Origin of the sequence: Burkholderia sp. LS-044 (assembly GCF_004803625.1) — a bacterium.
Lineage (GTDB): Bacteria > Pseudomonadota > Gammaproteobacteria > Burkholderiales > Burkholderiaceae > Burkholderia > Burkholderia cepacia.
Map to the genome: position 1 here is coordinate 350967 of NZ_SSWO01000006.1, position 19948 is coordinate 370914.

Below are 19948 nucleotides of genomic sequence, written 5' to 3' on the forward strand. Positions count from 1 at the left end.
CCATCGAACGACCCATACAAGGCGTGCCCATGAGCCAGACCGCTGTCGATTCAACCATCGATCATTCCGATCCTTCCTGTTTTTCTCCCATTGCCTTTCGCTCGCAGCTCGTCGCGATGATCGCGGCGCTGCTCGACGAGCCCGTCGACGAAATCGCGTCGCTCGACGATGACGAGGACCTGCTGAGCTGCGGCCTCGATTCGATCCGGCTGATGTATCTGCAGACGCGCGTGAACCGGCTCGGCTACGCGCTGACGTTCGATGCGCTCGCGCGTACGCCGACGCTCGGCGCGTGGGCCGAGCTGCTCGCGAATGCGCCGCGCGGCGCATCCGCGGCGCCCGACGTCGAGGCTGCCGAGGCGGTCGATGTCGACGTGCATGCGCCGTTCGACTTGTCCGCGGTGCAGCAGGCGTACTGGCTCGGCCGCGGCGACGGTGAAGTGCTCGGCAACGTGAGCTGCCACGCATTCCTCGAGTTTCGCAGCCGCGCGATCGATCCCGTTCGTCTCGACGCGGCGTGCCGACTCGTGCGCGAACGCCATCCGATGCTGCGTGCGCGCTTTGCCGGTGGCCGCCAGCAGATCGTCGCGGCACCCGAGGCGCCGGTGTTCGCGCATGCGGACTGGCGCGACCGGACGCCCGCCGAAGCGGAAACCGAATGGGTGTCGCTGCGCGCGTTCCGGTCGCACGAATGTCTCGACGTCGAGCACGCGCAGGTCTTCATGATGGGCCTCGCGCAGATGCCCGGCGGCGAGGATCGCGTGTGGCTGAGCGTCGACCTGCTCGCGGCCGACGTGGACAGCGTGCGGCTGCTGATGCAGGAGATCGGTGCCGCGTATGCCGAGCCGTCGGCGTTGCCCGACGCGCCGTCGACGTGGTTCCCGACCTGGCTCGCGCGTCGCGCGGCCGATACGCGCGATGCGCGGGCCGCGGCGCGCGACGCATGGCAGGCGCGGCTCGCGACACTGCCGGAAGGGCCGGCGCTGCCGCTCGCCCGTGCGCCGGAAACGATCCGTGCGCCGCGTTTCAGCCGCGTCACGCATACGCTGAGCACGGCCGAGCTGACGCGCCTGCAGGCGCGGGCCGCGCAGCATGGCGTCACGCTGTCGTCGGTGTTCGGTGCGGCGTTCGCCGCGGTGCTCGCGCGCTGGAGCGGCCGGCAGGCGTTCCTGCTCAACGTGCCGCTGTTCGACCGGCACGGCGATGCGCCCGATCTCGGCCGCGTGATCGCCGATTTCACGACGCTGCTGCTCGTCGAATGCGACGTGCGCGCCGACGCGAGCGCGGCCGACACGGTACGCGCGTTCCAGCAGCGGCTGCACGGCGCGATCGCGCAGGCTGCGTATCCGGCGCTCGACGTGCTGCGCGATGCACGCAGGCAGGGTGCGCCGCGCGCGGCGCCGGTCGTGTTCTCGTGCAATCTCGGCGACGCGCCGTTCGTGCCCGACGCATTCGCGCGCGTGTTCGGCGATCTGCACGACATGATTTCGCAGACGCCGCAGGTGTGGCTCGATCACCAGCTCTATCGCGTGCCGGACGGCGCGTTGCTCGCATGGGACAGCGTCGACGGCCTGTTTCCCGACGGGATGGTCGATGCGATGTTCGGCGCGTATGTCGCGCTCGTGCAGGCGCTGTGCGATCGCGACTGGCGGCTGCCGATCGCGGTCGAGCTGCCGTCCGCGCAGCGACGCGTGCGCGATGCGCTCAACGCGGTGCCCGCTCCCGCGCGGCCGCGCACGCTGCATGCCGACTTCTTTGCATCGGCCGCGCGCGAGCCGGCGGCCGTCGCATTGCGGTGCGCCGAGCGCGTGGTGACGCGCGGCGAACTGGCCGCGCACGCGCTGGCGATCGCGGGTGGCCTGCGTGCTGCCGGCATCGGTCACGGCGATGCCGTCGAGATCAGTCTGCCGCGCGGGCCGGAACAGGTGGCCGCGGTGTTCGGCGTACTGGCCGCCGGCGCGTGCTACGTGCCGCTCGACATTGCGCAGCCGGCCGCGCGCAAGACGCTGATCGAACGCGCGGCCGGCGTGAAGGCCGCGATCGGCGATACGGCGCACGCGGATGCGCCGCTGCCGCGCTTCGATGTTGCATCGCTGATGAAACATGCGCCGCTGGCCGCGCCGCTCGCGGTGGCGCCGCAGGCCACCGCGTACGTGATCTACACGTCCGGTTCGACGGGCGTGCCGAAGGGTGTCGAGATGACGCACGCGGCGGCGCTCAACACGATCGACGCGATCGATGCACTGCTCGGCGTGCGTGCGCGAGACCGGCTGCTCGCGGTATCGGCGCTCGACTTCGACCTGTCGGTGTACGACCTGTTCGGCGTGCTCGGTGCCGGCGCCGAGCTCGTGCTGCCGACCCAGGACGACGCGCGCGACGCGGCGCGCTGGATCGACCTGATCGCGCAGCATCGCGTGACGCTGTGGAATTCGGCGCCCGCGCTGCTCGAAATGGCGCTGGCGGTGCCCGCCGTGGCCGACGCATGCCGCAGCGTGCGCGCGGCGCTGCTGTCCGGCGACTGGATCGCGCTCGACCTGCCGGCGCGCCTGCGCGAACGGTGCGGCGACGCGTGTGCGTTCCATGCGCTCGGCGGCGCGACCGAGGCCGGCATCTGGTCGAACGTGCAGACGGTGCGCGACGTGCCGCCGCACTGGCGTTCGATTCCGTATGGCCGGCCGTTGCCGGGGCAGGCCTATCGCGTCGTCGATGCCGACGGCCGGGATGTGCCGGATTACGTGCCGGGCGAACTGTTGATCGGCGGCGACAGTCTCGCGCGCGGCTACCGGAACGATCCCGAGCTGACCGCGCAGCGCTTCGTGCAGCACGCGTCGGGCCGCTGGTATCGCACGGGCGACCGTGGCCGCTACTGGCCCGACGGCACGCTCGAATTCCTGGGGCGCGAGGATCGCCAGGTGAAGGTGCGCGGGCACCGGATCGAGCTGGGCGAGATCGAGGCCGCGCTGGCCGCGCATCCGCAGATCGACGGTGCGTGCGCGAGTGTCGTGAATGGCGAAGTTGCGCGCATCGTCGCCGCGTTCGTGCCGGCCGATTGCGTTGCCGCTTGCGTTGCCGATGCCGCGCCGTCGTCGCTCGCGGAGGCCGACCTGGCCGATACGGTTCAGGCGGAAGCGGCCGTTGCGCGCGCCGTCGCCGATCGGCTGCTCGATGGCGGCGCGGGCCTGCCGCCGTCGTTGCGTGTGCACCGGCACGCGAAAGGCGATGCGTCGATCTCCATCGACGGCGCGCTCGATCGGCTCGACTGGTATGCAACCGATCTCGACGATCTGACGGCGTCGCTGCGCGCGCTCGCAGCCGATCCCGATACCGCCGCGCAGCGCGTCCCGCTGGACCCGTGCGTGGCACCGCTTGCGTTCGCGACGCGTTTGCCGGACGGCGCCCGCGCGCTGCGCGAGTTTGCCGGCGCGCTGGAGGCACAGGCCGCTGCGCGCACGGGTGTGCTGCGGGTCGCGGTGGTCGACGCCCGCGCCGGGCAATGGTTCGAAGCGGGCCTCGGCGTGCTCGACGATCCACGTTTCGATGTGACGCTGTTCGACGTGTCGCCGGGGCTGCTGCACACCGCACAGGCACGCTTCACCCTTACGAGGCCCGCGCTTCAGACGATGCAGGACGGCTTGTTGCCCGCGCGGCATCTCGGCGAATTCGATTGCGTGATCAGTTTCGCGGCCGCGCATCTGCGCGACGATCCGCGCGATACGTTCCGGATCGCGGCAGCGTTGCTGGCGCAGGACGGCCGTTTGCTGTTCGCCGACGTGCTGCGCGACTCGCCGCTGCGTGAACTCGTCGCGAGCGTGGCGGGTGATGCGTCGTTGCCTCGGCCGTTCACGCCCGATGCGATCGCCGCCGCCGCGCATGCGTGCGGTTTTGCGCTCGACTCCCGAAGCTGGCGTTCGACCGCATTCGCGTGCATCGACGCGCGCCGTACCGGCGAACCGGCCGCGCAAGCGGCGCTGGCCGACTGGCTGCGCGACCGATTGCCCGACGCGATGCGCCCCGATGCGCTGTGGTGCATCGCGCGCTGGCCGCTCAACGCGAACGGCAAGATCGACCGGCGGGCGGTGGGCGAGGCGCTCGCGCGCGCGCTCGGCGACGCACCGGCCGCCCACGATGCATTCGTGCCGGCCGACGAACGGCAGGCGACGCTGCTCGCGTGCTGGGAGCACGCGCTCGGCCGCCCGGCGAACGCGCGCGACGCGACGTTCTTCGCGCTCGGCGGCGACAGCCTGCTCGCGACGCGCCTGCTCGCGCAACTGCGCGAGCGGCTCGGCGTGCGGGTCGGGATGGCGGCGTTCTACCGGCAGCCGACGCTCGCGGGTCTCGCCGCGCAGCTCGACGAGGCCGCACTGGCCGCGCCGGCCCTGCAAGCCTCGCAGGCCGCCGGCGACACGCCGGTTGCGACGATCGAGGAGGGCGTGCTGTGAGCTTCGATGACGTGCTCGATCTTTGCCGCGAACGCCAGATCGAACTGTGGTGCGACGACGGCGGCCAGTTGCGCTATCGCGCGCCGGCCGGTGCGCTCGATGCGGACCTGGCCGCGCGCATCAAGGCCGAACGCGACGCGTTCGTCCGCTTCCTGCAGGACGGCGCATGGCGCTGCGATCCGGTGCGCCGGCACGAGCGGTTCGCACTGACGCCGGTGCAGGCCGCGTACGTGCTCGGCCGCCACGAATCGTTCGAGTTCGGCGGCAATGCGTGCCATCTGTACGTCGAATACGGCGAGCCCGCGAATCTCGACTGCGTGCGCTTCGAGGCGGCGTGGAACGCGTGCGTCGCGCGGCATCCGATGCTGCGCGCGATCGTCGAGGACAACGCATGGCAACGCGTGCTGCCCGACGTGCCGTGGCAGCCGCTCACGGTGCACGACCTGCGCGATGCCGATGCGAACGCGTTCGACGCCCACGTGAAGCGCGTGCGCGAGCGTCTCGACCATGCGGTGCACGCGCTCGACCGCTGGCCGGTGCTGCAACCGGAAGTGAGCCTCGGGCCGGACGGTGCGGTGCTGCATCTGTCGGTCGATTTCACGCTGATCGACTACGCGAGCCTGCAATTGCTGCTCGCCGAATGGCGGCGCCGCTACGACGACCCGCAGTGGCAGCCCGAGCCGCTCGACGCGACGTTCCGCGACTACGTCGTCAATGAAGCCCATACCGGCACGCGCGCGGAACATGCGCGCGACAAGGCATGGTGGCTTGCGCGCATCGACGATCTGCCGCCGCGCCCCGATTTGCCGGTGGTGCCCGCGATGCCGTCCGGCGCGCGGCCGCGCTTCACGCACCGGCATGCGCGGCTCGATCGCGCGCAATGGGCCGCGCTGAGCGGCCACGCGAGCCGCTTCGGCTTGAGCGCGGCGAGTGTCGCGCTGGCCGCGTTCGCCGAAGTCGTCGGTCGCTGGAGCCAGTCGCCCGCGTTCTGCCTGAACCTGACGGTGCTGAACCGGCCGCCCGTGCATCCGCGCATCGACGCGGTGCTCGGCGATTTCACCGCGCTGAGCCTGCTTGCGGTCGACGCGACGCACGGGCGCGATTTCGTCGAGCGTGCCCGCACGATCGGCGCGCGGATGTTCGACGACCTCGACCATCGTGCGTTTACCGGTGTCGACGTGATGCGCGAACTCGCGCGACGGCGCGGCAAGGATGCGGCGCTGATGCCGGTGGTGTTCACGAGCGGCATCGGCAGTGTCGGCCGGCTGCTCGGCGAGCACGCGGCCCGCGCCGAGCCGCCGCGCTACATGATCAGCCAGACGCCGCAGGTGTGGCTCGACTGCCAGGTGACCGATCAGTTCGGTGGGCTGGAAATCGGCTGGGACGTGCGCGACGACCTGTTTCCGGACGGGATGCCCGCGGCGATGTTCGACGCGTACGTCGCCCTGCTGGGCCGGCTCGCCGCCGACGCGGCGTGGTGGTCGCGCGCGGGCGACATCGTGCTGCCGTCCGCTGCGCCCGCCGCCGGGATCCATCCGGATGCGGATACGCACATCGCGGCCGGCTTTGCCGCGCAGGCGTTGCGTACGCCCGATGCGCCGGTGGTGATCGATGCGCAGGGGGCGCGCACGTATCGCGACGTCGCGCAGCACGCGGCGGCGCTGCGGTCGGCGCTCGAGCAGGCCGGCGTCGCCGCGGGCGATACCGTCGCGGTGCTGATGCCGAAGTGCGCGCACCAGCTCGTGGCCGTGCTCGCGATCGTCCAGGCGGGCGCCGCGTACGTGCCGGTCGACAGCCGCCAGCCGGCGCTGCGGCAACAGGCGATCCTGCGCAATGCGCGGGCGCGTGCGGTCGTCAGCGTGCAGGCGCTCGAGTTCGAACACGACGGATGCATGCGCATCGATGTCGATGCAGTGCCGGTCGATCCGCAATGGCCGCCGCGCGCCGCGCGCGACATCGCCGGCGACGCACTCGCGTACGTGATCTATACGTCGGGCTCCACCGGCGAACCCAAGGGCGTGATGCTGAGCCACGCGGCCGTCTGCAACACGCTGGCCGACATCAGCGCGCGTCATGAAGTCGGCGACGGCGACGTGGTGCTCGGCCTGGCCGAGTTGAGCTTCGACCTGTCCGTCTACGACTTCTTCGGCGCGACCGCGCGCGGCGCGTGCATCGTGCTGCCCGATCCGGCGCGCGGCAACGATCCGTCACATTGGGCCGCGCTGATGGCGCGCCATCGCGTGACGCTGTGGAATTCGGTTCCCGCGCAAGGGCAGATGCTGATCGACTACCTCGAAAGCGAACCAGCGCTCGATGTGCCGGGCCCGCGCCGCGTGCTGTGGTCGGGCGACTGGATTCCGGTGACGCTGCCCACCCGCTGGTGGCGGCGCTGGCCCGACAGCGCGCTGTTCAGCCTCGGCGGCGCGACCGAGGCATCGATCTGGTCGATCGAGCATCCGATCCGTCCGGCGGACACGCAGCTGGCCAGCATTCCTTACGGCCGCGCGCTGACCGGGCAGACGATGGAGGTGCTCGACGCGCTCGGCCGGCCGTGCCCGCCGGGCGTGCGCGGCGAGATCCATATCGGCGGCGTCGGGCTGGCGACGGGTTACGCGAACGATCCCGTGCGAACGGCCGAACGCTTCATCCGTCATGGCGACGGGCGGCGACTCTACCGCACCGGCGATCTCGGCCGCGTGCGCGCCGACGGTTCGCTCGAATTCCTCGGGCGGCAGGACGATCAGGTGAAGATCCGCGGCTACCGGATCGAGCTGGCCGAGATCGACGCGGCGCTGACCGCGCATCCGCTCGTCGGCGCGGCCGCGACGATCGTGCTCGGCGACGGCACGGAGCGCCGGCTCGCGAGCTTCGTCTCGCTGCACGGCGCGGAGCCGCCGCAGCAGGACGACGCGCTGCACGAGATCGCGGCGCACGTGCGCACGGCGTTCGATGCCGCGCGCTGGCCCGCGCACGCGGACGTGGCGCGGTCGGTTGCCCGGCTCGAAGCGGCCTGCGTTGCATCGCTGGCAGCGTGGATCGTGCCGGCAGGGGCGCTGACCGAGGAGGCGGCGACGGACTTCGCGACGTTGTGCGAACGGTTGCGCGTGCCGGCGGCGCGACAGCATCTGCTGCGTCACTGGCTCGCGATGCTTGACCGGCACGGCGTGCTGTACGCGGATGCCGAAGGCGGCTGGCGCAGGCGGCCCGATGCCGGCCATGCCGATGCGCATGCCTGCTGGGACGCGTTTGCGCAGGATGCGTCGCCCGATCTGTGGCCGGTCGTCCTCGTCGACTACTTCCGCGACAGCGCGGGATGTATCGACGTGCAGGTGGACGGCACCGTGTCGCCCGCCGGCCTGATGTTCCCGGAAGGCGCATCGCATATCGCCGACGCGATGTACAGCGACGGCGAACATGCGCGGGCCCTGCATGACGGAATGGCACAGGCCGTGCGTGCGATCGTCGCGCGCGAGCCGCAGCGCCCGTGGCGCATCCTCGAGATCGGCGCGGGTACGGCCGCGGCGACGCGGGCGATCGTCGACGCGCTCGCGCCGCTGGTCGAAGCGGGCGCGCGAATCGACTACCTGTTCAGCGACGTGTCGAGCTATTTCCTCGCGGCGGCACGCGAGCGCTTCGCCGCGTATCCGTGGATGCGGTTCGAGCGGTTCGACATGAACGCGGCGCTCGACGCGCAGGGTATTGCGCCGCATTCGATCGACATCACGATCAGCTCCGGCGCGCTGAACAATGCACGCGACACGGTCGCGCTGGTCGCCGGATTGCGTGCGCTGTCGGCGGCCGATGCGTGGTGGGTGATCCAGGAACTGACGACCGAGCATCCGGAGATCAGCATCAGCCAGGGGTTGATGATGGAAACGCCGCTCGACGCGCGCGTCGAATCGGCGCGTCTGTTCGTGCCGCGCGCGCAGTGGCTCGAATGGCTGCAAGAGGCGGGCGGCGATCGCGCGCTCGGCTGCGTGGCACCCGGCACGCCGCTCGACGCACTCGGCTACGACATCCTGCTCGCGCACGTGAAGCGCGGCGCGGCGCGCATCGCGCCGGACGCGCTGCTGGCATGTGTCGCGGAGCGTGTGCCGGGCTACATGGTGCCGTCGCAATTGCGCGTGCTCGACCGCCTGCCCGTGACCGCGAACGGCAAGATCGATCGCCGCACGCTGGCCGGCATCGCCGACATCCGCGAAGCGGAGCCGGCGGCCGCCCGGCCGGCTCACGCACAGGCTGCCGCCGATCCGCTGCTGGCGCGGCTGATCGGCTTGTGGGAAGCCGTGCTCGATACGCGCAACGTCACGCCCGATCAGGACTTCTTCGCCGCGGGCGGCGATTCGCTGCTGATCGCGCAACTCGTGTCGCGGCTGCGCGGCGAGGAACCGCTCGCGCACGCGCATCCGTTCGACCGGTTGCTGCGCTGGGTGCTCGCGCAACCGACGCCCGCCGCGTTCGCGCAATGCCTGCGCGACGCGGATGCGCAGCCGTCGGGCAGCGCATCGCCGGGTGCGCCGGCCGCTCCGCGCAGCGCGCACGTTTCGGCGGTCGTCCATGCGCCTGCGCCGCGCGTGCGTGCCGGCGTGCGGCCGATCCCGCTCGCGCCCGGCGACGGCGTGCCGCGCGTGATCGTGCACGAAGGGCTCGGCACCGTGCATGCGTATCGTCCGATCGTGCCGGCGCTCGCGCGGCTCGGCCCGGTGCTCGGCTTCGCGGTGCGCGACGCGCAGGACTATCTCGACCTGCCGGCGCGCCACCTGAACGCGACGCTCGGCCGGCGTTATGCGGATGCGCTGTGGCGCACCGGCGTGCGCGAGGTCGACGTGCTCGGCTACTGCTCGGGCGGGCTGGTCGCGCTCGAAATGGCGAAGTCGCTGGTGCAGCTCGGCGTCGAGGTGCGCACGCTCGACATCGTGTCGAGCTACCGGATTCCGTACCTGATCGAAGACGAGCGGCTCGTGCTGTTCAACTTCGCGGCGACGCTCGGGCTGCCGCTCGACGCGCTCGGTTTTCCGGAGACGTATGTGCTGGCCGACGCACTCGCCGACGCATTGAAGGCCGACCCCGCGCGTCTCGCGCCCGGCAGCCTGCAGGCCCAGCTGGAGATTTTCGGCGACCGCTGCGAGCCGCTCGACACGTTGCGCCGCCGCGTGCTGCGCGCGGCCGCCGGACTGTCGATGCAGGACGAGGTCGCGCACCCGCTGCTCGACGAGCGCGAACGGCTGTACCGGCTCTTCATGCATTCGGTGCAGGCGAGCCACTGGGCGGGCGACGCGCCGTACGCGGGCGCGCTGCGGCTGTTCGTGCCGGAGCGCTGCAACCCGCTGATTCCGCAGCAGCGCGCGGCGCTCACCGAATACTGGACGGCGCAGGCGCTCGGCGGCATCACGTCCGTCGACATCCCCGGCGGTCATTTCGACTGCCTGAACACCGCGTTCGTCGACACCCGCCTGAAGGAGGCGCAATGAAGGCTCATCCGCTGCCGGTCGTCGTGGCCGGCTCCCGCTTCGGCCAGTTCTATGCGGCGGGCCTCGCCGCGTCCGGCACGTATCGCGTCGCAGGCATCCTGGGGCAAGGCAGCGCGCGTACCGCCGCGCTGGCCGCGCGCGTCGGCGCGCCCGTGTTCGACCGTCCGGAAGCGTTGCCCGACGACGTGCGCGCTGCATGTGTCGCGGTCGGCGGCGCGGCGCGCGGCGCCGACGGGGCCGCGCTCGCGTGCCGGCTGCTCGAGCGCGGGATCGACGTCGTGATCGAGCATCCGCTGCTGCCCGACGAATGGGACCGCGTGCTGCGCACCGCGTCGCGTCACGGCCGGCGCTGCCTGCTCAACAGTTTCTATCCGAACCTGCCGGTCGTCTCCCGCTTCATCGCCGTCGCGCGACGGCTGCGTGAAACGAGCGCGCCCGTGCATGCGGATGTCGTGTGCTCGGTGCAGGCCAGTTACGCGGCGCTCGACGTGCTCGCCGCCGCGCTGCAGAGCGTGGGCCCGTGGTCGGTCGAGCCGGTCGGGCCGGCACTGTCGTCGATGCGCGAATGCGCGATGGTGCTCGCCGAAACGCCGGTCTCGCTGCGCGTGCACAACGAGATGGCGGCGGCCGACGACGGCCGGATGAGCATGCTGTTCAGCATCACGCTGACGACGGGCGCCGGCACGTGGACGCTCGCGTCGCCGCATGGCCCGCTGTGGTGGGCGCCCGCGCTGCGCGAACCGGCGACGGACGACGACGGGCTGTTCCCGATCTTCGGCGACGCGGCGGGCGACGACATGCCGAGCATCCAGATCTGCGACGATGCGCGCGATACGTGGGGCGCGATTCATGCCCGCAGCTGGCCGCAGGCGGCCGTGCGCGCGGTCGACCGGCTCGTATCGGGCGAAGGGCTGCACGCGTGCAACCAGCGCAGCATCGACGTGACGCGCGTCTGGCAGCATCTGACGATGCAGCTCGGTTTTCCGGAGCAGCCGCCGGGCGACGCGTGCGCGGCCACGCTCGGCATGCTGCTGGAGCGTGCCGCATGAAGGGGCCGTTGCTTTCGATGTTGCGGCCGTTCGCGGTGCCGCTTGCGGCGGCGGTCGTGCTGCAGGCGCTGGCGGGTGTCGCGTCGCTCGTGCCGTGGCTCGCGCTCGGCCGTATCGCCGACGCATGGCGCGCGACGGCACAGCTCGACGCGACGGCGCGCGGCTGGCTCGTCGCGGCTGTGGTGGCCGGCGTGTGCTGGCTGGGCGGCCAGACGGTCGCGCTGCACCTGACGCACCGTGTCGATGCCGATCTCGCCGACCGCTTGCGCAGGCGGCTCGCCGATCATCTGCAACGCTTGCCGCTCGGCTGGTTCGCGCGCGCGGGCAGCGACCGCGTCGCGCGTCACGTCGACCAGGACGTGCGCGCACTGCACCAGCTCGTCGCGCACGCGCCGGCCGACGTCACGCAACTCGTCGTCGTGCCGTGCGCGGCGCTGGCGTGCCTGCTTTACCTGAATCCCGGGCTGCTCGCCTTTGCGCTGGCCCCGCTCGTCGCGGGCGCCGCGCTGTTCCGCTGGATGCGCTCGGCGCGGTTCGTACCGGCCGTCGCGGCGCGCAACGCGGCACTCGAACAGCTGATGGGCGATTACGCGCAGCTCGCGCAGAACCCGGCGCTCGTGCGGCAGTATCCGGGTGCCGGCATCGAGGCGGCCGCGCTCGCGTCGACCGGGCGCTTCGACCAGGCGTTTTCGGCGTGGGTCGGCCGCGTCGGCGGGCCCGGTGCCTGCACGCAGGTGCTGCTCGGCACGCCGTTCCTGCTCGCGTGGGTCGTGTTCGGCGCGACGTGGCTCACGGCCGGCCGCCTGCCGGTCGGCGAACTGTGTGCGTTCGCGTTGCTGATCTGGGCGGTCGCCGCGCCGGTGCGGGCGCTCGGCCACGGTGCCGACGCGTTGCGCGAAGCGCGCGCGGCCGCTGCTCGTCTCGATGCGTTGCTCGCGCAGCCGGGCCTGCCCGAGCCGGCCGACGGCGCGGCGCAGGTGCCGCGCGATGCGTCGATCGAGCTGCGCGGCGTGAGCGTCGACATCGACGGCACGCCGATCCTGCGCGACATCGACGCGACGGTCGCGGCGGGCACGACCACCGCGATCGTCGGGCCGTCGGGTGCGGGCAAGAGCACGCTGCTGATGCTGCTCGCGCGCTTCATGGATCCCGACCGCGGCACGGTGCGGCTCGGCGGCGCCGACCTGCGGCTGCTCGCGCCGGACACGCGGCGCGAGCAGGTGGCGATGGTGTTCCAGCAGGCCGCCGCGCTCGACGTGTCGATCGCCGCGAACATCGCGCTGTACCGGCCCGATGCCGATCACGACGCGATTCGCGCGGCCGCGCGCGCGGCCTGTCTCGACGAACGCATCGAAGCGTTGCCGGGCGGTTACGGCTGCGTGTGCGGGCGCGACGTGCGGCTGTCCGGCGGCGAGCTGCAGCGGCTGGCGATTGCGCGTGCGCTGCTGTCGACGGCGCCGCTGTTGCTGCTCGACGAACCGGCGTCGGCACTCGATCCGCAAACCGGGCGCGCATTGCGCAATGCGCTGCGCGGCGACGCGCGCACGCGCGTGATCGTCAGCCACGATCTCGACGCGATCCGGCAGGCGGACCAGATTCTCGTGATGGATCGCGGCCGCATCGTCGAGTGCGGCACGCATGCGGCGCTGCTGGCCGCGTGCGGGCTGTATGCGCGGCTGTGGCGCGAACGCGGTGCCGCGGACGGGGAGGCCGCATGATGATGAAATCGCTCAAACGTTTGCAGTGCCTGCCATCCGGCACACGCCGCGCGCTGTGGCGCGGCGTCGGCTGGGCGGTGGCGGCCGCGTTGCTCGACGGCGCCTGCGGATTGCTGCTCGTGCCGTTGATCCGCGCATGGTTCGCCGGCGCGCAGGCAGCCGTGTTGCACTGGACGATCGCGCTCGGTGCGCTGACGTTGTGCCATGCATTCGTGCTGTACGTCGCGCAGCGCGGCGGCTATCGCGCGGGCGGCGCGCTCGCGGCCGGTCTCGTCGAACGCCTCGTGCGGCACCTGCCGCGCATCGCGTCGTGGCAGACCGTGCGCGACAGTCATCCGGCCGGGTTGCTGCGCGGGCCGGTCATGCAGGCGATGGGGATTCCGGCGCACCTGCTCGGGCCGCTGATCGGCGCGGTCGTGACGCCGCTTGCGGTCGTCGCCGGGCTCGCGTGGATCGACTGGCGCATCGCGCTGTGCCTCGCGGCAGCCGCCGTGTTGCTGTTCGCGCTGCTCGAGCGCGGCGGCACGCGCACCCTTGCGTTCGAGCAGGCGCGCGCGTCCGGCGATCGCGACATGGCCGTGCAGCTTCAGACCTTCGCCGCGCATCAGGGGCTGCTGCGCTTCGCGGGCCGGGAAGGCGACGCGCGCGCGGCGCTGCAGCACGCGTTCGACGCGCAGCATCGCCGCACGCGCGCGCTGATGCGCCGCTCGCTGCCGATCGAACTCGGCTTCGCGGGCGCGGTGCAGGGCGTGTTCGTCGCGATGCTGGCCGGCGGCGCATGGGCCGTCTCGGCGGGCCGGCTCGATGCCGGGACGGCCGTGGCGGTGCTCGTGCTGCTCGTGCGTTTCATCGAACCGCTCGCGCAGCTCACGCAGCTCGACCAGGCGTTGCGCGGCGCCTGGCGCGCGCTCGACACCGTGCTCGCGGTGCTGCATGCGCCGCGTTTCGACAGCCCCGACCGTGGCACGCCGGTACACGACGCGAGTGTCGACGCGGTGCGCGTCGGCTACCGTTCGCCCGCCGGCGCGACGCTGCTGGACGGCGTCGACCTGCATTGCCCGGCGGGCGGTTTCGTCGCGATCGTCGGCCCCACGGGCGCCGGCAAGAGCACGCTGCTCGGCCTGCTCGCGCGGCTCGACGATCCGGGCGCCGGGCGCGTGCTGCTCGGCCGCGCCGATGTGCGGCACCTGAGCGAGGCGACGCTCGCGGCGACGCGCAACCTCGTGTTCCAGGACAACGGGCTGTTTCGCGGCAGCCTCGCGTGGAACGTGCGGATGGGCCGCCCGGATGCGACCGATGCCGAACTGCGCGACGCGCTCGACGCGGTCGGCCTGCTGCATGACGCCGAGCGCTTGCCGGACGGGCTCGAATCCGACGTGGGGCCCGGCGGCCAGTTGCTGTCGGGCGGGCAGCGCCAGCGGGCGTGCCTGGCGCGCGCGCTGCTGTCGCGTGCGCCGGTGCTGATGTTCGACGAGCCGACCGCGAGCCTCGACGAATCGAGTGCGCGGCGCGTGCGCGACAGCCTCGTCGCGCTGCGCGGGCAGCGCACGCGCATCGTCGTCACGCACCAGCCGGCGCTCGCGGCGGCCGCCGACACGATCGTCGTGCTCGATGCGGGCCGCGTGCGGGCGACCGGCACGCACGCGCAGCTCGTCCAGGCCGACGCGTGGTACGCGACTTTCGCCCGCGCCGGACAGCTGCCCGACGGGCTCGCACCGGCCGAGGCGGACGAGGAAGCCCGGCCGGCCGAATCCGAACACTGACGTGAACAATGCGGGCCGGCGTGCCCGGAATCGATAGGAAAAGCCCCTCGATCGAAAAATGGCCTGCCGGTTCTATTTGATAATGAGAATGATTATCAAATACGGGGGCGTGAATGCGGTACGAGGTGCTGGAACCTGGGAGATCGATGACGAAGGGCGCGCGCGTCGCCCGTTTGGGGCGAGGGCGCTGGCGCCCGTCGCTGTATCTCGGCCTGCTGATCGCCGCGCATCCGGCGGCGGCGTTCGCCGATGCGGCGCCAGCGGCCGGCGCGGAAGTCCGGAAGGAGGAAACGACCGCCGTGAAGCCTGCCGCGGGCGAGCTGAAGGCGATTTCCGTGACCGCGTCGCGCGGCGTGGCCGACGATCCGGCCGTGGCGACGGTCGGCAAGATGCCGCTGGCGTTGCGGGAGATTCCGCAGTCGGTCAGCGTGACGACGCGCGAACGGATCGACCAGCAGAACCTGTATTCGCTCGACGAGGTGATGCAGCAATCGGCGGGCGTGACCGTGCAGCCGTACGTGCTGCTCACTACCGCGTATTTCGTGCGCGGCTTCAAGGTCGATTCGTTCGAATTCGACGGCGTGCCGGTGGTGATCGGCGACATGGCGAGCGCGCCGCAGGACATCTCCGTGTACGAACGCGTGGAGATCCTGCGCGGCGCGAACGGCCTGCTGCACGGCTCGGGCAACCCGGCCGCGACGGTCAACCTCGTGCGCAAGCGGCCGCAGTACCAGTTCTCCGCGAACGCGAGCGTGAGCGTCGGCAGCTGGGACCGCTACCGCGCGGAAGCCGACATCGGCGGCCCGCTCAATGCGGCCGGCACCGTGCGCAGCCGGCTCGTCGCCGCATACGAGGATCGTCATTTCTTCTACGACCACGCGAAACAGGACACGCGCTCGATCTACGGCATCACGGAAGTCGACGTGACGCGCGACACGCTGCTCACGTTCGGCGCGCAGTACCAGACGACGCGCTCGGTGCCCGACATGTCCGGCGTGCCGATGGCGCGCGACGGGTCGAGCCTCGGCCTGTCGCGCTCGACGTTCCTCGACACCGCGTGGGGCCACTTCGACTGGGACACGACGCGCGCGTTCGCGTCGGTCGAGCAGAAGCTCGGCGCCGGCTGGAAGGCGAAGGTCAGCGGCGAATACCAGAGCGTGCGCTCCGACCTGAAATACGCGGGCTCGTACGGTGCGATCGATCCGTCGACCGGTGCGGGCGGCGCGCTGACGGGCGGCGCGTACCGGTTCAGCAGCTACAGCCGCAGCATCGATGCGAACGTGCAGGGCCCGGTGCATGCGTTCGGGCTGACGCACGACCTGCTGTTCGGCGTGACCTACGCGAACAGCAGCAGCGGGCAGATGTCGGCGCAGCTGCTCGGCAACGTGGCCGGCATGCCGGTGAACGTCTACCGCTGGAACCCGAGCAGCGTGCCCGAGCCGGGCGTCGGCCCGTACCAGCAGTCGCAGCAGAACGACGTGTCGCAGAAGGGCGTGTACGGGCTCGGCCGCATCAAGCTCGCGGAACCCGTCACGCTCGTGCTCGGCGGCCGGATGAGCTGGTGGAACCAGGACAGTCTCGGTGCGCACTACAACACCGGCCACCAGTTCACGCCGTACGGCGGGCTGATCTGGGATTTCGCGCGCGACTGGTCGTGGTACGCGAGCTATGCGGAAGTGTTTCAGCCGCAAACCAAGTCGATGTGGGGCGGCGGCATCCTGACGCCGGTGAAGGGGCGCACCTACGAGACGGGCGTGAAGGGCGAACTGGCGGGCGGCAAGCTGAACGTGTCGCTCGCGGCGTTCCGCATCGATCTCGACAACAATCCGCAGGTCGATCTCGCGCATCCGTGCGCGGGGCCGAACTGCTACTACGTGAACGGCGGCAGCGTGCGCAGCCAGGGCTTCGAGTTCGAGGCGAACGGCCGCATCACGCCGTGGTGGAGCGTGTGGGCGAGCTATACGTACGACACGATGCGCTATGCGGACAACCTCGCGAACGCGGGCACGTTCGCGCCGCTGCTGAACCCGCGCCACCTGTTCCGGCTGTGGACCAACTACGACCTGCCGTGGCAGGAACGGCGCTGGAGCGTCGGCGGCGGCGTGCAGGTGCAGAGCAATTACTCGGCGCAGGCGAACGGCGTCACGATGAGCCAGGGCGGCTACGCGCTCGCCAGCGTGCGGCTCGGCTATCGCTACGACAAGCACTGGAGCGCGGCCGTCAACGTGAACAACCTGTTCGACCGCAAGTACTACCTGAGCCTGAGCCAGCCGGGCTGGAACAACCGCTACGGGGAACCGCGCAACGTGATGCTGACCGTGCGCGGGCAGTTCTGATGGCGGGCGGCTGGGGGACGCGGACGGCGCTCGCGATCGCAGGCGTGCTGCCGGGCGCGGTCGCGCTGGCGGTCACGCTGGCCCGTCATTACCCGGCCGACGGCCTGAACCGGCTCTACGCGGCGGTGCTGCTGTCGCTGGCCGCGGGTGTCGCCGCGCTGCTGTGGGTGCTCGTCGCGCCCGGGCGGCGGCAGGCCGCGTGGCGCGCCTGCCTGTGGCTCGCGGTGCTCGTGCCGTGCGCGATGTTCTGGGGAGGGCGCTGACATGGACGCTTCATCGCGTTCGCGCTGGCGCGCGCTGCATCGCGGCGCCGGTGCGCTGTTCGGCGTGGTGCTGTTCGTCGTGCTGTTCAGCGGCACGTGGAGTCTCGCGACCGATTCGATGCAGGGCTGGTGGCGGCCGCCGCCGGTCGCCGTCGCGCGGCCGGCGCTGCCGCTCGATGCACTCGTCGCGCGCGCGGCGGCGCTCGGCGTGCCGTTGCGCGATGCGCGCATCGTGCTGCCGCAACCGGACGATCCGGCGATCCGTTTCTGCGACGCACGCCAGGCCTGCACGCTGGCGCTCGACCCGGCGACGGGCGAGCGGCTGGCCGACGGCGGACGCGCGGCGTTGCTCGTCACGCTGCACAAGACGCTGTTCGCGGGCTTTCCCGGGCGGATCTTCGTCAGCCTGTGGGGGATCGTGCTGCTCGTGCTCATCGTCGCGGGCCTGGTCGTGCATCACCGGCGCTGGCCTGCTGCCGCGCGCATCCGGCGCGGCAGCGGGCTGCGCGCCGCGCTGTTCGACCTGCACGCGTGGATCGGCCTGTGGGGCTCGCCGTGGCTCGTGCTGTTCGCGTTCACCGGCGCGTTGTCGGGGCTGGGCGCGCTCGGCACGGTGTCGCTTGCGGGCGTCGCGTATCCGGGGCAACCGCAGCGCGCGTTCGCCGAACTGCTCGGCGGGCCGCCGCCGACTGCCGCCGGCGGCGCGTGGCAACGCGCGCCCGATCTCGAGGCGCTGCTGCGGCGCGATGCGGCGCGCACGCCGGATTTCCGGCGCGAAGCCGTCGTGTTGCATCGGTGGGGCGACGTGAACGCGCGTGTCGAGATTTCCGGGACGACCGCCGGCCTGCCGAGCACGGCGCTGTTCGAGCGTCACCTGTATCGCGCGGTGGACGGGCAATGGCTCGCGGACGCCACGTCGCGCGGCCGAGGCTTCTGGTTGCGCGCGTTCATCGCGGTGCAGCCGCTGCATTTCGCGCAATACGGCTGGGTCGGTGCGATGGGCGGCGTGCTGCGCGTGCTGCATTTCCTGATGGGACTTGCGGCGTGCGCGCTCTGCGCGACGGGGCTGCATCTGTGGATCGAGCGGCGGCGGGCGCAGCACGACCGCTCGGCGAACGTGCTGGCCGCGGTCGCCGTCGGCACCTGCGGCGGGCTGGTGCTGGCGGGCGGCGTCCTGCTGCTCGCGGGGCGTGCGCTGCCCGTCGGCGTGCACGTCGATCATGTGCTCGCGATGCTGTTCTGGGCCGTGTGGGGCGGCGCGTTCGCGCTCGCGGCCTGCGTTGCCGATCGCGCGGCCTGGCTGCGCACGCTGATGCGTGCGGCCGGCGCCGCTTACGGGCTGGCAGGGGCGACGCATTGCGCGATCGCGCTGCTCGGCGCGGGCGAACCCGTGTACTGGCCGATCGACGCGGCCCTCGTCGCGTTCGGCGCATTGCTGCTGCGTGCCGCGCGCCGTCCGCGCCGCGATGCGTTGCGGACGGCGCGCGTGCCGGCCGGTGCCGAACCTTTTTAATTTCACGCAACTGGAGACTTCGATGCGCGATCTGCTCGAACATCGCCGCCTGGTCATCACGATCACGCTGCTTTACCTGTCGCAGGGAATCCCGATCGGCATCGCGATGGATGCGATGCCGACCCTGCTGCGCCACGACGGCGCACCGCTTCATGCACTGGCGTTCCTGCCGCTCGTCGGTTTGCCGTGGGTCGTGAAGTTCCTGTGGGCGCCCGTCGTCGACAACCGCTGGTCGCCGCGCATCGGCCGGCGGCGCAGCTGGATGCTGCCGATGCAGACGCTCGTGGTGCTCTGCCTCGGCAGCCTCGCGCAGATCGGGATGACCGTCGCGACGGCCGGATGGGCGGTCGGCCTGCTGGCCGTCGCGTCGCTTGCGAGCGCGACCCAGGACATCGCGAACGACGGGATGGCCGCCGAGCACTTCAGCGGCGACACGCTCGCGAAGATCAACGCGATCCAGATCGCGGGCGTGATGATCGGCTTCTTCGGCGGTGGCGCCGGCACGTTGACGCTGATCGGCCTGTTCGGCCAGCGGGCCGCGTTTCTCGCGCTGGCGGCCGTGCCGCTCGCGAGCCTGGTTTGCGTGCTGTGGGTGTTGCCGCGCGATGCGGATCGTGCGCGCGCGAAGCCCGAGCATGATGCGAGCCTCGTCCGTTTCGCGAAGCGGCCGCGCTCGTGGTCGCTGCTGTCGCTTGCGCTGCTGTCGGCGATGACGGCCGTATCGGGCTTCGGCCTGTCGAAGCTGTTCCTCAACGACGCGGGCTGGACGCTCGACGCGATCGGCAAGCTCGGCATGGCCGGCGGCATCGTGACGGTCGTGCTCGGTTGCGGCGGCGGTGCGTGGCTCGTGAGGCGGCTCGGGTTGTGGCGTGCGTTTACGGCCGGCGTGAGCTGTGCGGGCGCGGCCGCGCTGCTGTGGTTCGCGCAGGCGGGCGGGTGGCTGCCGGTGTCGCCGTCGTGGGCATGGCTGTGCACGGTACTCGGTTCGCTGGCGACCGGGATCACGTCGGTGTCGATCATGACGGCCGGCATGCGCTTCGCGGGCGGCAGCGACCAGGCCGGCACCGACGTGACGGCCGTGCAGAGCACGCGCGACCTCGGCGAGCTGATCGCGTCGTCGACGATTCTGTCGCTCACCGCGAAGGTCGGTTATACGGGCGGGTTTCTCACGGGCGCCGCGCTGGCGGTGCTCGCGGCGCTGATCGCGATGCGGCTGAAGCGGCGCGAGTCGGCGTATGCGGTGAAGGGGGATGATGTGCTGGCGTGACGCCGCGGTACTGGCGTCGGCGCAACGCGTAGGCGCGACGAAGATCGGGCTGACGGGTAACGAGCAGTATGTGCAGTAGCGGAGTGTAGGCGGCGGGTGCCGGAATGTGTTTCCGGCGCAGGCCGGGAG

Annotated in this window: 9 protein-coding genes and 1 pseudogene; all 10 read left to right on the plus strand. The window is 71.7% G+C overall.

Translation table 11 applies throughout. The annotated features are described in order from the left end of the window. The first annotated feature begins 29 nt into the window (after window positions 1-29). Complete coding sequence (locus E9536_RS18535; protein WP_136470357.1) at window positions 30-4439, plus strand: non-ribosomal peptide synthetase; 4410 nt, start codon at window positions 30-32, stop codon at window positions 4437-4439. Continuing rightward, entirely contained in the window at window positions 4436-9910 is a 5475-nt protein-coding gene (locus tag E9536_RS18540; RefSeq protein ID WP_136470358.1) for a non-ribosomal peptide synthetase, read from the plus strand. The genes E9536_RS18535 and E9536_RS18540 overlap by 4 nt, the downstream gene beginning before the upstream one ends. Beyond that, window positions 9907-10959 carry a Gfo/Idh/MocA family oxidoreductase gene (locus E9536_RS18545; protein WP_136470359.1) on the plus strand — a complete coding sequence of 351 codons (1053 nt, stop codon included), beginning with the start codon at window positions 9907-9909 and terminating at the stop codon, window positions 10957-10959. The genes E9536_RS18540 and E9536_RS18545 overlap by 4 nt, the downstream gene beginning before the upstream one ends. Then, window positions 10956-12677, plus strand: coding sequence for an ABC transporter ATP-binding protein (locus E9536_RS18550; RefSeq protein WP_136470360.1), 1722 nt, complete (start codon window positions 10956-10958; stop codon window positions 12675-12677). Before E9536_RS18545 ends, E9536_RS18550 begins: the two co-directional genes overlap by 4 nt. Next, a complete protein-coding gene (locus E9536_RS18555; RefSeq protein WP_136470402.1) occupies window positions 12677-14440 on the plus strand; it encodes an ABC transporter ATP-binding protein in 1764 nt (587 codons plus the stop codon). The genes E9536_RS18550 and E9536_RS18555 overlap by 1 nt, the downstream gene beginning before the upstream one ends. Before the next feature lie 212 nt (window positions 14441-14652). Further along, entirely contained in the window at window positions 14653-16776 is a 2124-nt protein-coding gene (locus E9536_RS18560; protein ID WP_175755674.1) for a TonB-dependent siderophore receptor, read from the plus strand. Next, window positions 16776-17039, plus strand: coding sequence for a hypothetical protein (locus E9536_RS18565; RefSeq protein WP_136470361.1), 264 nt, complete (start codon window positions 16776-16778; stop codon window positions 17037-17039). Before E9536_RS18560 ends, E9536_RS18565 begins: the two co-directional genes overlap by 1 nt. A 1-nt stretch (window position 17040) precedes the next feature. After that, window positions 17041-18552: a PepSY-associated TM helix domain-containing protein gene (locus tag E9536_RS18570; protein WP_136470362.1), complete on the plus strand. Its 1512-nt coding sequence runs from the start codon at window positions 17041-17043 to the stop codon at window positions 18550-18552. Window positions 18553-18574: 22 nt separating this feature from the next. Then, window positions 18575-19819 carry an MFS transporter gene (locus E9536_RS18575; protein WP_060173727.1) on the plus strand — a complete coding sequence of 415 codons (1245 nt, stop codon included), beginning with the start codon at window positions 18575-18577 and terminating at the stop codon, window positions 19817-19819. Further along, window positions 19812-19898 (plus strand): annotated as a pseudogene (locus E9536_RS42125) (biopolymer transporter ExbD); the annotation flags it as partial. The gene E9536_RS18575 and the pseudogene E9536_RS42125, both read left to right, overlap by 8 nt. Between the last annotated feature and the right edge of the window lie 50 nt (window positions 19899-19948).